Annotated in this window: 12 protein-coding genes; 4 read left to right on the top strand and 8 right to left on the bottom strand. The window is 59.5% G+C overall.

The window, feature by feature from the left end:
- Positions 1-77 precede the first annotated feature (77 nt).
- The 4 genes from polA to kbl all read right to left on the bottom strand — a co-directional run bounded on the left by polA (position 78) and on the right by kbl (position 5,404).
- On the bottom strand, positions 78-3,017 hold the full coding sequence (gene polA, locus INF32_RS11350; RefSeq protein WP_226388517.1) for a DNA polymerase I: 2,940 nt from the start codon (positions 3,015-3,017) through the stop codon (positions 78-80).
- Positions 3,018-3,259: 242 nt separating this feature from the next.
- Positions 3,260-3,712, bottom strand: a complete 453-nt coding sequence (locus INF32_RS11345) for a 6-pyruvoyl trahydropterin synthase family protein (protein WP_226388516.1) — start codon at positions 3,710-3,712, stop codon at positions 3,260-3,262.
- A gap of 2 nt (positions 3,713-3,714) precedes the next feature.
- Positions 3,715-4,191: an Lrp/AsnC family transcriptional regulator gene (locus INF32_RS11340; protein WP_226388515.1), complete on the bottom strand. Its 477-nt coding sequence runs from the start codon at positions 4,189-4,191 to the stop codon at positions 3,715-3,717.
- A 25-nt stretch (positions 4,192-4,216) separates the two neighbouring features.
- A complete protein-coding gene (kbl, locus tag INF32_RS11335; RefSeq protein ID WP_226388514.1) occupies positions 4,217-5,404 on the bottom strand; it encodes a glycine C-acetyltransferase in 1,188 nt (395 codons plus the stop codon).
- Between the two features lie 179 nt (positions 5,405-5,583).
- Between kbl and INF32_RS11330 the strand changes: the two genes are divergently transcribed.
- The 4 genes from INF32_RS11330 (at position 5,584) to INF32_RS11315 (ending at position 9,201) form a co-directional block, all read left to right on the top strand.
- Positions 5,584-6,843: a phosphoglycerate kinase gene (locus INF32_RS11330; RefSeq protein WP_226388513.1), complete on the top strand. Its 1,260-nt coding sequence runs from the start codon at positions 5,584-5,586 to the stop codon at positions 6,841-6,843.
- Between the two features lie 128 nt (positions 6,844-6,971).
- Positions 6,972-7,427: a D-aminoacyl-tRNA deacylase gene (gene dtd, locus INF32_RS11325; RefSeq protein WP_226388512.1), complete on the top strand. Its 456-nt coding sequence runs from the start codon at positions 6,972-6,974 to the stop codon at positions 7,425-7,427.
- A 23-nt stretch (positions 7,428-7,450) separates the two neighbouring features.
- Positions 7,451-7,792 carry a MazG nucleotide pyrophosphohydrolase domain-containing protein gene (locus tag INF32_RS11320; protein ID WP_226388511.1) on the top strand — a complete coding sequence of 114 codons (342 nt, stop codon included), beginning with the start codon at positions 7,451-7,453 and terminating at the stop codon, positions 7,790-7,792.
- A gap of 458 nt (positions 7,793-8,250) precedes the next feature.
- Positions 8,251-9,201, top strand: coding sequence for a magnesium transporter CorA family protein (locus tag INF32_RS11315; RefSeq protein ID WP_226388510.1), 951 nt, complete (start codon positions 8,251-8,253; stop codon positions 9,199-9,201).
- 158 nt (positions 9,202-9,359) lie between these two features.
- Here INF32_RS11315 and deoC read toward each other — a convergent pair whose 3' ends face one another.
- The 4 genes from deoC to rpsO all read right to left on the bottom strand — a co-directional run bounded on the left by deoC (position 9,360) and on the right by rpsO (position 14,792).
- On the bottom strand, positions 9,360-10,238 hold the full coding sequence (gene deoC / locus INF32_RS11310; RefSeq protein WP_226388509.1) for a deoxyribose-phosphate aldolase: 879 nt from the start codon (positions 10,236-10,238) through the stop codon (positions 9,360-9,362).
- Positions 10,239-10,424: 186 nt separating this feature from the next.
- Complete coding sequence (locus INF32_RS11305; RefSeq protein WP_226388508.1) at positions 10,425-12,110, bottom strand: tetratricopeptide repeat protein; 1,686 nt, start codon at positions 12,108-12,110, stop codon at positions 10,425-10,427.
- Positions 12,111-12,285: 175 nt separating this feature from the next.
- On the bottom strand, positions 12,286-14,421 hold the full coding sequence (locus INF32_RS11300) for a polyribonucleotide nucleotidyltransferase (protein ID WP_394368334.1): 2,136 nt from the start codon (positions 14,419-14,421) through the stop codon (positions 12,286-12,288).
- A gap of 98 nt (positions 14,422-14,519) precedes the next feature.
- A complete protein-coding gene (gene rpsO / locus INF32_RS11295) occupies positions 14,520-14,792 on the bottom strand; it encodes a 30S ribosomal protein S15 (protein ID WP_226388507.1) in 273 nt (90 codons plus the stop codon).
- Positions 14,793-14,837 lie beyond the last annotated feature (45 nt).

The raw sequence follows: 14,837 nt of genomic DNA, 5'->3' as shown, positions 1-14,837 counted from the left end.
GAAGCCACGCAGCCATTTCCGGAACCGCAAAGGAATCCCGGGCCCCGCGCCCCCGCAACGAGAAGCCGCTCCGGGAATCAGTGCGCCTCCAGCCAGTTCTCCCCCACCCCGAAATCGGCCGTAAGGGCCACCTTCAGGGCGGCGGCATGCTCCATGGCCCCGACCACGACCCGGATCACCTCCTCCCGTTCGGGCTTGTAGAGGTCCACCACCAGTTCGTCGTGCACCTGCAGGATCACCTTCGAACGCAGGCCGAGCCGCCCGAATTCCCGGTGTACGGCGATCATGGCCAGCTTCATGATATCCGCCGCGCTGCCCTGGATCGGGGCGTTGATGGCGTTCCGCTCGGCCAGTCCCCGTGCCACGGCGTTATGGGAACGGATGTCGGCCAGGAAGCGTTTCCGGCCGAAAATCGTGCTCACGTAACCGTCCTCGCGGGCCTGAGCGATCACCCGGTCCATGTACTCCTTCACCCCGCGGTAGGAGGCGAAATAGCCGCCGATGATCTCTTTGGCCTCCGTGCGCGGAATGTTGAGCCGCTGGGCCAACCCGAAGGCGGAAATACCGTAGATAATACCGAAGTTGGCCGTCTTGGCCCGCCGACGCTGCTCGGATGTCACCTCCGGCAGCGGCACCCCGAACAGGCGGGAAGCCGTGGCCGCATGGATGTCCTCCCCGTGGCGGAACGCCTCGATCAGGGCCGGATCGCCGCTCAGATGGGCCATCAGCCGCAGTTCCACCTGACTGTAATCGGCCGATAGCAGCAGGTGGTCGTCGTCGGCCGGGACGAAGGCCTTGCGGATCTCGCGGCCCCTCTCGTCCCTCACGGGAATGTTCTGGAGGTTGGGATTGGTCGAACTGAGCCGTCCGGTCGCCGTCACCGCCTGGTTGAACGAGGCGTGGACGCGGCCCGTCTTCGGGTTGACCAGCTGGGGCAGCGCCTCGACATAGGTGGAAAGGAGCTTCTTGACGCCCCGGTATTCGAGGATCAACCCGATGATGGGATGACGGTCGGAGAGCATCTGGAGATACTCCTCGTCGGTCCGGTACTGTTTCGTCTTGGTCAGCTTGGGCTTCGGGTCGACGTTCAGTTTCGTGAAGAGGATGTCGCCCAGCTGGCGGGCCGAATTGACGTTGAGCGCCGGTTCGCCGGCCAGCTCGCGGATACGCTCCTCGATGCCGCCCAGCTCCTCGTTCAGCCGGCGGCCGTAGTCGGCCAGGATACCGCAGTCGATCCGCACGCCGGCCAGCTCGATGTCGGCCAGCACGTCGATCAGGGGCTCCTCGATGTCGCGGTAGAGCTTCTCCAGCCCCTGCTCCACCACCTTCGGCCACAGCACCTCCTTCAGCCGGAGGGTCACGTCGGCATCCTCGGCGGCATACTCCGCCACGGTCTCCACCGCCACCCGGTCCATCGTCAGCTGTTTCGCCCCGCGGCCGATCAGGGTCTCGATCTCCACGGGCGCATACCCCAGATAGGTGCGGGAGAGGAAATTCATGTTGTGGCGCGATTCGGGATCGAGCAGGTAGTGCAGCAGCATGGTGTCGTACTTGAATCCCCGCACCCGGATACCGAGGCGGCTGAGCACCATGATGTCGAACTTGAGGTTCTGGCCGATCTTCGCCACCGAAGCGTCCTCGAAAAGCGGTTTGAGCAGGGCGGCGTAAGCGGCCGTATTGACGGGATCGCAGGGCAGATACCACGCCTCATGGGCCCGGATGCTGAACGACATGCCCACGATGCGGTCCCCGAAAATATCGAATCCCGTGGTCTCCGTGTCGAAACAGAACTCTCCCCGGGCCCTCAGCCGTTCCACCACGGCGGACAGCTCTTCCGGCGTGCGGACGATCCGGTAGTCGTGAGGCGTATCGGCCACCGTCGCATACTGCGACGCGGCGAACAAGTCTCCCTGCGCCTCCCCTTCCGCCGCCGGGGAGGGCGCGGGCGCGGCCGCTGTCGTCCCCGTCCCGGCGAACAGGTCGCCCTGACCGAACAGGGATGCCTGCGCCGCTTTGGAAGACCGACGGGAAGCCGGTGCCGCGGCCGGGTCCGGAGCCTGCCGCACGGCCCCGGCTGACGTATCCCCCTCCACCGGCGCCTCCGCGCCCGAAGGAGGACAGGCGGGAATAAATACACCGGCATCCACCTCGCGGATGAACATATTGAATCCGAGCCGGCGGAACACCTCCCGCAGCCTGTCGCAGTCGGGGTCCTCCATCGCCAGCGCCTCGGGACAGAAGTCGATCGGCACGTTCATTTCGATCGTGGCCAGCCGCTTGGAAAGGGCCAGCTGTCCGGCCGTCGCCAGAATGTTCTCCCGCTGCCTGCCCCCGATCTCGTCGACGTGGGCCAGAATCTCCTCCACCGGACCGAAACGGGAGACCAGTTTCACGGCTCCCTTCTCCCCGATGCCGGGCACGCCGGGAATATTGTCCGAGGCGTCGCCCCACAGGGCCAGAATGTCGACAATCAGCCGGGGATCGTCCACGCCGTAGTGCTCCCGGATCTGGTCGCAGCCGACGATCTCGACGCCTTCGCCCCCCTTGCCCTGTTTGTAGATATAGACCGTGGGGCGCACCAGCTGGCCGTAATCCTTGTCGGGCGTCACCATATAGACCGTGTATCCCTCGGCGGCGGCCTTTCCCGAAAGGGTGCCGATCACGTCGTCGGCCTCGTATCCGGGCACTTCGAGAATCGGGATGCGGAGCGCCTGGAGAATCTCCTTAATATAGGGCACCGACGCGACGATGTCCTCCGGCGTGGCCGAGCGGTTGGCCTTGTAGTCGGGATAGAGTTCATGCCGGAAATTGCCTCCTTTGGGATCGAACGCCACGCCGAGATAACGGGGCCGTTCGCGCTTGATGATATCCCGGAGGAACTTGGTGAACCCGAACACGGCCGAGGTGTTGAGCCCTTCCCCGTTACGCATCGGGCGGCCCATGAAGGCATAGTAGCTGCGGAAGATCAGCGCATAGGCATCGACCAGAAAAAGTCTTTTGGATTCGTCGTTGGACATGGCGGCAAACAGGATTATCGGATGGATACAAAAACATGGCAGGGACCGCTTCTGGAGAAGCGGTCCCTGCAAAGATAACAAAAGATTCCGCGGAATCGGCATCCGCCGCCGGATGCCGGGTCACTTCTTCCGGACCGGGGGCCAAAACCGGCGGCACAGGCCGGGACAGGCCGCCCCGAAAAAAGGTTTGCCGGAAAATTTCCGCACACGCGATTGCCCGCAGAACGCAATCCCTTCTCCGGTCACCCGTTGTCGCAGCTCAGCCACTCGGCGTAGGAGGTGGCCGTTTCGTGCATCCGCACGGCACGCAGGGAGACTCCCTCGGGCAGTTCAGCGGCGATCGCCGCCGCGAAACGGGCCACCATATTCTCGCACGTGGGCTGATAGTCCACCGCCTCGATGCGGTCGAACCGCGAGCGGAGCGTCTCCACGAGAGGACGGTTCCCCTCCGTGTCGCGGATCACCAGCGCATGGTCGTAACGAGAGACGATCAGCCGGTTCACCAGCTCCTTGAGCACACCGAAATCCATCACTATGCCGTATTTCGGATGGGACGGATCGGCGAGGGGCTCCCCCGCCACGGTAACGAACAGTTTGTAGGAATGGCCGTGTATCTGGCTGCACGCGCCGTCGTACCCCTCCAGCGCATGGGCCATCTCGAACGAAAACTCCTTGGTCAGACGGATCACGCTCATACCTACTCCGACATCACGTTATCGACGTTCACCTGCCGGGTGAACGCTTCGTTCAGCGAAATGAAGGTCTCCGTGTTGGAGATGCCCGAAATCTTGAGCACGTGGTCGAAAATGGTGTGCATCAGGTGCTCGTTGTCCACGCAGTAGAGCTTGATCAGGATATTGTACTGGCCGGTGATGAAGTGGCACTCCACGATCTCGGGAATCCGGCGCAGGGCCTCCACCGTGTCCAGGTTCATGGTGGGATCGGAGACCCGTATCCCGATGATGGCGCAGACGTCGAATCCCAGCGTCTTGGGATCGACCTCCAGCCGCGAACCGAGGATCACCCCCTGGTCGTCCAGCTTCTTGACCCGCTGGTGGATGGCGGCCCCGGAAATCCCGCATTCGCGGGCGATCTCCAGAAAGGGCATCCGGGCATTCTTGATGAGGTATTGGAGTATCTTTCGGTCGATGGCGTCGATGTTTACTTTCGGCATAACGATAGGGTTTACTATAAATATACTATTTCAGCACGCCCAGTTCGCGTCCCACCTTGGTGAAGGCGGCGATGCAGCGGTCGAGCTGTTCGGTGGTGTGGCCGGCCGAAACCTGCACCCGGATACGGGCCTGGCCCTTCGGCACGACGGGATAGTAGAAACCGGTGACGTAGATACCCTCCTCCAGCAGCTTCGCGGCCATCCTCTGCGACAGCGGGGCGTCGTAGAGCATCACGGCGCAGATGGCTGACTGGGTAGGCTTGATGTCGAATCCGGCGGCGAGCATGCCCGTGCGGAAATGCTCCACGTTGGCCACCAGACGGTCGTGCAGTTCATCGCTTTCGGCCAGCATCCTGAAGACCTCCAGCCCGGCACCCACCACGGCGGGCGGCAGCGAATTGGAGAAGAGGTAGGGCCGCGACCGCTGCCGCAGCATGGCGATGATCTCCCTGCGGCCCGTGGTGAAACCGCCGATCGCACCGCCGAAAGCCTTGCCGAGCGTCCCGGTGATGATGTCCACCCGGCCGCGGACGTCGAACTGTTCGGTCACGCCCCGTCCCGTGGCACCCACCACGCCGGCCGAATGGCATTCGTCCACCATGACCAGCGCATCGTATTTCTCGGCCAGTTCGCATATCCTGTCCATCGGGGCCACGTTGCCGTCCATCGAGAAGACGCCGTCCGTGACGATGATCCGGAAACGCTGGGCCTGCGCCAGCTTCAGACAGTTCTCCAGCTCCTCCATGTCGGCATTGGCGTAACGGTAACGCACGGCCTTGCACAGCCGCACGCCGTCGATGATCGAAGCGTGGTTGAGCGAATCGGAGATGATGGCGTCGTTCTCGCCCAGCAGGGGTTCGAACACGCCCCCGTTGGCGTCGAAGCAGGCGGCGTAGAGAATCGTGTCTTCGGTGCCGAAATAGTCGGCGATCGCCTTTTCGAGCTGCTTATGAATATCCTGCGTACCGCAGATGAAGCGCACCGAGGACATACCGTACCCGCGGCGGTCCATCATCCGTTTGGCCGCCTCCGCGAGCCGCGGATGGTCCGACAGGCCCAGGTAATTGTTGGCGCAGAAATTGAGCACCTTCTTTCCGCCCACTTCGATCTCGGCCCGCTGGGGCGATTCGATGATCCGTTCCTCCTTATACAGTCCCGCCTCGCGGATCGAAGCGAGCTCCTGCTCCAAAAATGTTTTGATTTCGCCGTACATAACTCCGAATCTTTAACTGGAAACTACGTTCATGTTACAATGTGTTAGCAAAGTTACTTTTTTCCGGGAAAAATCCCTACGATATAGCGAAAATTATTGACGAATTGCGTAACTTTGGGCGCAAACGGCGATTTTTTAAAGAAACTTAAAAACGTTGGACAAACATAATACAGCAAGCTATGCAAGCAATTGACAGTTATGATTTCAAGGGCAAACGCGCCATTATCCGCGTGGATTTCAACGTACCCCTGAACGAAAAATTCGAAGTGACGGACGACACCCGCATCCGGGCCGCCATCCCCACCATCAAGAAAGTGCTCGAAAAGGGCGGATCGGTGATTCTCATGTCGCACCTGGGCCGTCCCAAGAAGAACAACGACGACAAGTTCTCCCTGTCGCACATCGTGACGGCCGTGGAGAAACGGCTGGGCGTGAAGGTGATGTTCGCCGGCGACTGCATGGGTGAGAAGGCCGCCGAAATGGCCAAGAACCTGAAACCCGGCGAGGTGATGCTGCTCGAAAACCTCCGTTTCTACGCCGAGGAGGAGGGCAAGCCCCGGGGACTGGCCGACGACGCCACCGACGAGGAGAAGGCCGCCGCCAAGAAAGAGGTGAAAGCCAGCCAGAAGGAGTTCGTGAAGAAGCTGGCCTCCTACGCAGACGTCTATATCAACGACGCCTTCGGAACGGCCCACCGCGCCCACGCCTCGACGGCCCTGATCGCCGACTACTTCCCCAACGACAAGATGTTCGGCTACGTGATGAACGGCGAGCTGAAGGCCATCGACCAGGTGATGGAGTCGCCCGCCCGGCCGTTCGTGGCCATCATCGGCGGATCGAAAGTGTCGTCGAAGATCACGATCATCGAAAAACTGATGGAGAAGGTCGACAGCCTCATCATCGGCGGCGGCATGACCTACACCTTCATGGCCGCCCAGGGCGGCAAGATCGGCGGTTCGATCTGCGAGCCCGACCAGTTCCCCGTGGCCCTTTCGATCCTGGCCAAGGCCAAAGAGAAGGGAATCAAGATCGTAATGGCCGAAGACGCACTCTGCGCCGACGCTTTCAGCGAAGACGCCAACACGCAGGTATGCCCCTCGAACGACATTCCCGACGGATGGGAGGGTCTGGACATCGGCCCCAAGGCGAAGGAGAGCTTCCGAGAACACATTCTGGGCTGCAAGACGATCCTGTGGAACGGTCCGGTGGGCGTATTCGAGATGGACAAGTTCGCCGAAGGCTCGAAGGCCGTGGCCGTAGCCATCGCCGACGCGACCGCCAAAGGCGCCTACTCCCTGATCGGAGGCGGCGACTCGGTGGCCTGCATCAACAAGTTCGGACTGGCCGACAAGGTCAGCTACGTATCGACCGGCGGCGGCGCCCTGCTCGAATACATGGAAGGCAAGGAGCTGCCCGGCGTGGCGGCCATCCGCAAATAGTCCGGTACGGACGACGGAAAAACCGGGACCACGGCGTGGCCCCGGTTTTTTATGCGCGGGAAGCGGGAGAAATTTCCGGTTCCCGTTTTTTTGTGTTAATTTCGTCACCGGAACAGACACATCGCACCATGAGGTTATTGATACAACGGGTCACGCGGGCATCGGTGACGATCGGAGGCGACCTCCGCTCCTCGATCGGCCGGGGGCTGCTCATCCTGGCGGGCATCGAAGAGGCCGACACGCAGGAGGACATCGACTACCTGGCAGGCAAGGCGGCCCGGCTGCGCATCTTCGACGACGAGGCGGGCGTGATGAACCTCGACCTGAAACAAGCCGGAGGCGAAGTGCTGGCCGTGAGCCAGTTCACCCTGCACGCCTCCACGCGCAAGGGGAACCGCCCCTCCTACATCCGTGCGGCCGGGGAGACCGTGGCCCGTCCGCTTTACGAGGCGTTCCTCGCGGCTCTAGAGCGGGAAACAGGCCGACGGCCGGCGGCGGGCGTATTCGGCGCGGACATGCAGGTGGAGCTGGTGAACGACGGGCCGGTGACGATCTGGATGGATTCGAAAAACAGGGAATATTAACCGCAAAAACAGGGCACGAAACGATGACGATCAAAGAGGCGCAGGAGTTGGTGGAAGCGTGGGTGGGCAAACATCCCTCGCGTTACCGGAGCGAGCTGACCAATATGGCGGCCCTGACGGAAGAGGTGGGCGAACTGGCCCGCGTGATCGCCCTGCGGCACGGCGATCCGTCGCAGAACCAGGAGGCACTGCGGGCGGACATGGCGGGCGAACTGGGCGACGTGCTGTGGGTGCTTCTGCATCTGGCCGCACAGTCGGGCATCGACCTGACCGAAGCGCTGATCGACAATCTCGACAAGAAAAACGCGCTCGACCTGGCCGCCCGGCGTGAAGCGGAACACCCCGGAAGAAAGCCCAAAAAGTAGTCCCGCCAGCCGAAAACACCCGCCGATTGCACGGAAATTGTACCGGAAGGGTACCATATTCGACATTTTTTCGTACCTTCGTAGCGCCTGAAGGGGCGGATTCCGCGGCCGTCATCGGGACGGCCGGAATCCGGGCAAAACACATCCCCGATTGTTAAACGAAATTTCGACTCTGTATGGACGATGGTGGGGCGCAGAATAACGACGGCTGCTTATGCGGGTGCCGTCCTGTCGACAGGCCCCGTCCTGCGCGCGGATAATCCGTGCGCCGCAGGGATGATATTGCCGTCCCCCCGTCCGTCCGACTCTCTTTTTTCCAGGCAGAAACGACGTGCCCTCCGGCGACGCTGGAACAGGGGCATGAAGTGGTGTCCGCGCGTCAATCCCGGCTGAAGGTGTGCGGGGGAACAATCCCTCCGTTCGGAAAACCGGGTTATGAACGCGTAAAAAGAGAGAACATGATTACCATCTACCTGAAACAATACAACAAGATCGTCCGCAACGCCGACATCAAGCTGTTCGACGATCTGGGTTACGACGACATTCTCTGGATCGACATGCTTTCGCCCACGATCAAGGAACAGAAGGCCGTGGAGAACTTCATGGAGATCAACCTCCAGACCCGCCAGCAGGTCGAGGAGATCGAGAGCACGTCGAAATATTCCGAGACGGAAAACGCCATCATCTCCAACTCCAACTTCTTTCTGCCCACGGGCGAGAGCTTCGTGATCGAACCCGTTTCGTTCATCATCTCCGAGGGGGTGCTCATCTCGGTGCGCAATTCCGAATTCCGCACTTTCAGCGAGGCGGCCAAACGGTTGCAGATGAACTACCGCAGCTATCCCACGGGATACCATCTGCTGATCTCGATCCTCGAAGTGCGGATCGACTTCGACGCCGACCTCGTGGAGTCGCTGGCCCGCCAGATCGCCCTGCTCAGCAAGGACATCAGCATGAACGAAAGCGTGGACAAGGAGGTCATCAAGCGGATCAACCACCTGCAGGAGAACACGATGCTGATCCGGGAGAACATCTTCGACCGCCAGCGGGTGCTCTCGGGCATCCTGCGCAGCGAACGCTTCCCGAACGACATCTACCCCAAACTGTCGCTGATGATCAAGGACGTCAACTCGCTCATCAACCATGCCGATTTCAGTTCCGACCGTCTGGACTACATGCAGGACACGGCGCTGGGTCTGATCAACATCGAACAGAGCAACGTGACCAAAATCTTCACCGTGGCCGCCCTGTTCTTCATGCCCCCGACCATGATCGCCAGCCTCTACGGCATGAACTTCAAACACATGCCCGAAACGGAGTGGGAATACGGCTATGTCTTCGCACTGGGGCTGATGGTGCTCGTATCGTGCCTCACCTACGTCTATTTCAAATGGAAGAAGTGGCTGTAAGCCCTTCCCGAGGAAAGACCGCCCGCGCGAAACGGACACTTCCGCGACCGGACAAAAAAACTCCGCCGAAAGCGGAGTTTTTTTCATGCAGGTTTCCCTTCGGTGAACCGACGGGAAACCTCCTTATATAAAATTAAGGTATTCCCGATTACAATCGCCTAAAAATATTTCACGGGGTGTCCCTCGATCGCACCCAGCAGGTCGTTGGCCAGCGAACTGGCTCCGATGCGGAACAGGAAGGGCGTGAGCCACTCCTTTCCGAGAACCGTCTCGACGATCGTGTAATAAAGCACGGCCTCGGATGCCGTCCGCACCCCTCCGGCCGCCTTGAAACCCACCTTGCGGCCCGTCTTCGCATGGTAGTCCCGGATCGCCTCGCACATGACCACAGCAGCCTCGGGAGTGGCCGATACGGCTACCTTCCCGGTCGAAGTCTTGATGAAGTCCGCCCCGGCGATCATCGCCAGCAACGACGCCTTGCGGATCAGTTCGGGACTCTTCAGCTCGCCGGTCTCCAGAATCACTTTCAGCACCGTATCCGGACCCACTTCGTTCTTGAGCATCTCGATCTCGTTGGCCATACGATCGTACTCGCCGCTGAGGAACTCGCCGACACTGATGACGATGTCGATCTCGTCGGCCCCGTTCTCGACGGCCATCGCCGTCTCGAGCATCTTCACCTCCAGGAAGGTCTGGGACGAAGGGAAACCGCCCGACACGCTGGTAATGGCCATATTGCCGTCGCCGACGGCCAACCCGACCACCTCCACGAAATTGGGATAAACGCAGATCGAAGCCACGTTGGGAATCCCGCTGAAATGCCGCCCGAATTCCATCGCCTTGCGCACCCATGCACCGATGCGGGCATCGGAATCGGTACAGCCGAGCGAAGTGAGGTCGATGCAACCGTAACACAATTTATAGACATCCGCCGTCTCGTTGCGGGGAGCCAGCTCCCGGGCCCGCACGAGCACCTTCTCCACCGCCTCGGGCGTGGCGGTCAGATCGTACTGGTTGAGTTGATTGCCATATTCCATAAGCCAAGAAATTTTACAGTTTATCCGCAACTTCCCGGCCAATCCTTCCCTGCCGCGGAACAACCGGAGGGAGAAAACCGGAATGCAGCTACAAGGTACGAATAATTCGGAAAGTTACGCACCTTCGGAAACAAAAAAACGGACGGCCCGTTCCGGCCGTCCGTCTCTCTTATCTTTCCGCAAGGATTACAGAGCCAGGAACTCGGTGGTTCCGAACAGCTTCGCAAATTCCACGTCGGTCTTCGCTTTCTCCTTCAGGCTCTTCTTCTTCGAGAAGGCGCTCTTGAGGTTGGCGATAGCGGCCTTCGAATCGCCCTCGCGCATGGCGATCACGGCGCGGAGGTAATCGGCATCGGCGCTCTTCTCCTTGGCCAGAGCCGTTTTGGCTTTAGCCAGATTGCCGTTGGCCACCTCTGCGACAGCCAGGTTGTAACCGCTCAGCCCTTTGGCAGCCTCGGAGTAGTTACCCTCGGCCAGCTCTACCAGAGCCATGTTGCGTTTCGCATCCTTCGTGTTGAGCGAAGAGAGGTATTTCTTGGCCTCGGCCACGTTGCCCTGTGCCAGAGCGACGACACCCAGGTTGTTGCTGATCTCGGGAGCGGACTGCAACTTGGCTGCCTGATCCAGAGCCTTCTTGGCCTGGTCGAGCTTGCCCTGCTTTGCCAGAGCGACACCCAGGTTGTTGTAAGCGCGTGCGTCGTTGTACTTCTTGGCGGCTGCCTCGTAGATCATGGCCTTTTCGGAGTTCTTCTTATACAGGGTGGCTGCATACATCATCTCCTCCAGATCCAGAGAATTCACGTTCTGATCCACGGCGGCTTTCAGTTCGGCGTCGGTCTTGGACTGAACGTCGGCCGTAGCGACCAGTTTCGTACGGCGCAACTGCGGGAGGATCTCCTCGGCCAGCACCTTGAATACGGACGACATGTTCTTGATCTCCTCGTCGCGTTTCACGGGCGAGCTGTACATCTGGAGAACCTGGAGAATCAGCTCCTTGTCCTTGATGTCGGATTTCTCCACCAGCTCCTTGAAGCCGTCCCAGTCCTCGCCGTAGGCAGCGATGTCGTATTTGGCATCCATACCCAGCTGCTTGCTGTAAGCCTCCTTACCGGTTTCGCTACGTTTCTTGGAGAGCTCGTCGTTGAACTTCACGGGACCGTCGGGCGAAGCGTAACCCTTGGCGGCGATATTGCCCAGCGTCACTTTCTCCTTGTCGGCGTTCTCCTTCACGAAGTCGTTCAGCATCTTGATCTGATCGGAGGTCAGCTGGTCCTTACGGACGTTGGCCTTGTTGATCTGATAGAGAATTTCGGCATCCTGGGAGATCGTGGTCACCTTCTTGAAGTTATCGGGCATGTACACCAGATAGCTGGTCTGGTTGGCATCGTTCTGCACGGTGCTGATACCCTGTGCCACCGGCATGGCAGCGAACGGAATGAACTCACGATACTTCTTGCTGCACTTGTTGGAGCACTTGCTCTCCATGCGCAGTTCGAGCGTCGACAGACGGGCCTTCGGATCGTAGGGGAAAGTCACGGTCTGCGTGTAGGAACCGCCCGTCTTCCACGGAATGACGGTGTAGTTGTCCTTCACGTTCTCGCCCTGTACGAACTTGGGGGTACCGGCGATCTCGCCGCCTTCGAACACCAGAACGGGCGTCACCTTCAGTACGGCCACTTCGTCGAAATATTTCGGAGGGAAGGTCACCTTGATATCGGCCGTCACGGTCGAACCTTTCAGACTCAGCACCGCGGGAGTGCAGGAAGTTTGCACGGTATCAACTTTCTTCAACATCTTCTTGTAGCAGTTGCAGCTCGAAAGCACCAACGCCATACAAGAAAGAATCAGGCTTACTTTTACCAATCTTTTCATAATCAATGCGTTAAAATAAGTTAACTATTTTTATTTGTTTACTGTCTCTCGCTGTTAAGGACATGGTAGTCACAAAAATAACAATATATTTCAGATAACGTGCAACTTTTGTGAAAAAAATCCGACACGCCGGCAGACGTTTCCTACGGATACCGACGTGTCAAATTCTATGCCACTACGCCTTCTGCGGCTTAGGGATCAGGGCTTTCCTCGACAATTTCAGCTTGTTGGTCTTGGGATCGACCCCGATCAGCTTCACCTCGATCTCCTGACCCTCTTTCAGGCCGGTCTGTTCCATGGTCTCGAAACGCCTGTGGTCGATCTCCGAGATGTGCAGCAGGGCGTCCTTGCCGGGCAGAATCTCCACGAAAGCGCCGAACGACACGATCGACTTGATCTTACCTTTATATATTTCACCCACCTCGGGAATCGCCACGATTCCCTTGATACGGGCGTAGGCGGCATCGAGACCGTCCTTGTCCTGACTGAAAATGTCGACGTATCCCTTATTGTCGGCCTCGGTGATGGTGATGGTGGTACCCGTGGCCTTCTGAATCTCCTGGATCACCTTGCCGCCCGGGCCGATCACGGCACCGATGAACTCGCTGGGAATCACCATCTGGACGATGCGCGGAACGAAGGGACGGAAGTCGGCGCGCGGCTCGGCGATCGTCTCCGTGATCTTGTCCATGATGTGCATGCGGCCCCGTTTGGCCTGTTCGAGCGCCTTGGCGAGCACCTCGTACGAGAGACCGTCCACCTTGATGTCCATCTGGGTGGCGGTGATGCCGTCGCGCGTACCGGCCACCTTGAAGTCCATGTCACCCAGGTGGTCCTCGTCACCCAGAATATCGGACAAAATGGCATATTTTCCGGTCGCGGAGTCCGAGATCAGCCCCATGGCGATACCCGACACAGGCTTTTTCATCTTCAGGCCGGAGTCCATCAGGGCCAGCGTGCCGGCGCAGACCGTGGCCATCGAGGAAGAGCCGTTCGACTCCAGGATGTCCGACACCACCCGGACAGCGTAGGGATTCTCCTCACCCACCGGCACCATCGGCTTCAGGGCACGCCATGCCAGGTTGCCGTGGCCGATCTCGCGGCGCGAAAGACCGCGTGCGGCCTTGGCCTCGCCCGTGGAGAAAGGCGGGAAGTTGTAGTGCAGCACGAACTGTTCGCTGCCCTGCACCAGCACCTCGTCGATCTGTTTCTCGTCGAGTTTCGTACCCAGCGTGACAGTGGTCAGCGACTGCGTCTCGCCGCGGGTGAAGATGGCCGAACCGTGGGCGGCGGGCAGGTAGCCCACTTCGCACCAGATGGGACGGATCTCGTCGGTCTTGCGGCCGTCCAGACGGATGCCCTCGTCGAGGATCATGTTGCGCATGGCCTTCTTGAGCACGTCGTCATGGAAATATTTCTTGATGAGGGGCAGTTTCTCGACCAGCTCCTCCTCGGTGTAGCGCGAAGCGAACTCGGCCTCCAGCGCATCGAAGGCGTCCATCCGCTCGTGCTTCGAGCTGGCGCCCCGGGCGATGGCGTACGCCTTGTCGTAGGTCTCCCGGATGACCAGCTGGCGGAGCTCCTCGTCGTTGGTCTCGTGGCAGTAGGTCCGCTTCACGTCCTTGCCCAGCTCCTTGCTCAGCTCGACCTGCGCGGCGCACTGTTTCTTGATCTCTTCGTGGGCGAACTTGATGGCCTCGAGCATCACCTCCTCCGAAACCTCCTTCATCTCGCCCTCCACCATCATGATGTTGTCCAGCGTACCGGCCACGATCAGGTCGAGATCGACATGCTCCATCTGCGAAAAGGTGGGATTGATGACGAACTGTCCGTCGATACGCGCCACACGAACCTCCGAAATGGGACCTCCGAAAGGAATGTCCGACACGGCCAGCGCAGCCGATGCGGCCAGTCCGGCCAGCGCGTCGGGCTGGATGTCCTTGTCGGCCGAAATCAGGTTGACGGTCACGTACACTTCGGCGTGGTAATCGGCCGGGAAGAGGAGACGCAGGGCACGGTCGATGAGACGGGCTACCAGAATCTCGCTGTCGTTGGGACGGGCCTCGCGTTTGAGGAACCCGCCGGGGTAACGACCGCAGGCGGCGTATTTCTCCTTGTAATCCACCTGCAGCGGCATGAAGTCGCAGTCGGGTTTGGCCTCCTTGGCGGCCACCACCGTGGCCAGCAGCATCGTATCGCCCTGTTTCACCACGACCGAGCCGTCGGCCTGTTTGGCAAGCTTGCCCGTTTCGATGACAATCTCGCGGCCTCCGCTCAGACTGATCACCTTTTGTGTTGCATTGTACATCATAATTAGCTATTTTTCCTCTAAATGTCTCATTCTTTAAGAGAATGAAGGCAATTTAATCAACAAAATTGCCTTCATTCCTCTTCTCTTCGCAGGGAAGCCTATTTTCTCAGGTTCAGCGCCTTGATGATGGCACGATACCGCTCGATGTCCACTTTCTTCAGGTATTCGAGCAACTGGCGGCGCTTGCCGACCAGACGCAGCAATGCACGCTGCGTACCGAAGTCGTGCTTGTTCGATTTCAGATGTTCCGTAAGGTGGCTGATACGGTAGGAAAACAACGCGATCTGGCTCTCGGGAGAACCCGTATCGGTTTTAGACGTTCCGTACTGACCGAAAAGCTCCTGCTTTTTCTCTGCTGTTAAATAGCTCATAATAAATAAGATTGTTTTAACACACTTTACGATGGATCCGCCTTA

Origin of the sequence: Gallalistipes aquisgranensis (genome assembly GCF_014982715.1) — a bacterium.
GTDB classification, from domain to species: Bacteria; Bacteroidota; Bacteroidia; order Bacteroidales; family Rikenellaceae; genus Gallalistipes; species Gallalistipes aquisgranensis.
The sequence above is the reverse complement of the archived record's forward strand: the minus strand, read 5'-3'. Positions and strand labels throughout refer to the sequence as shown.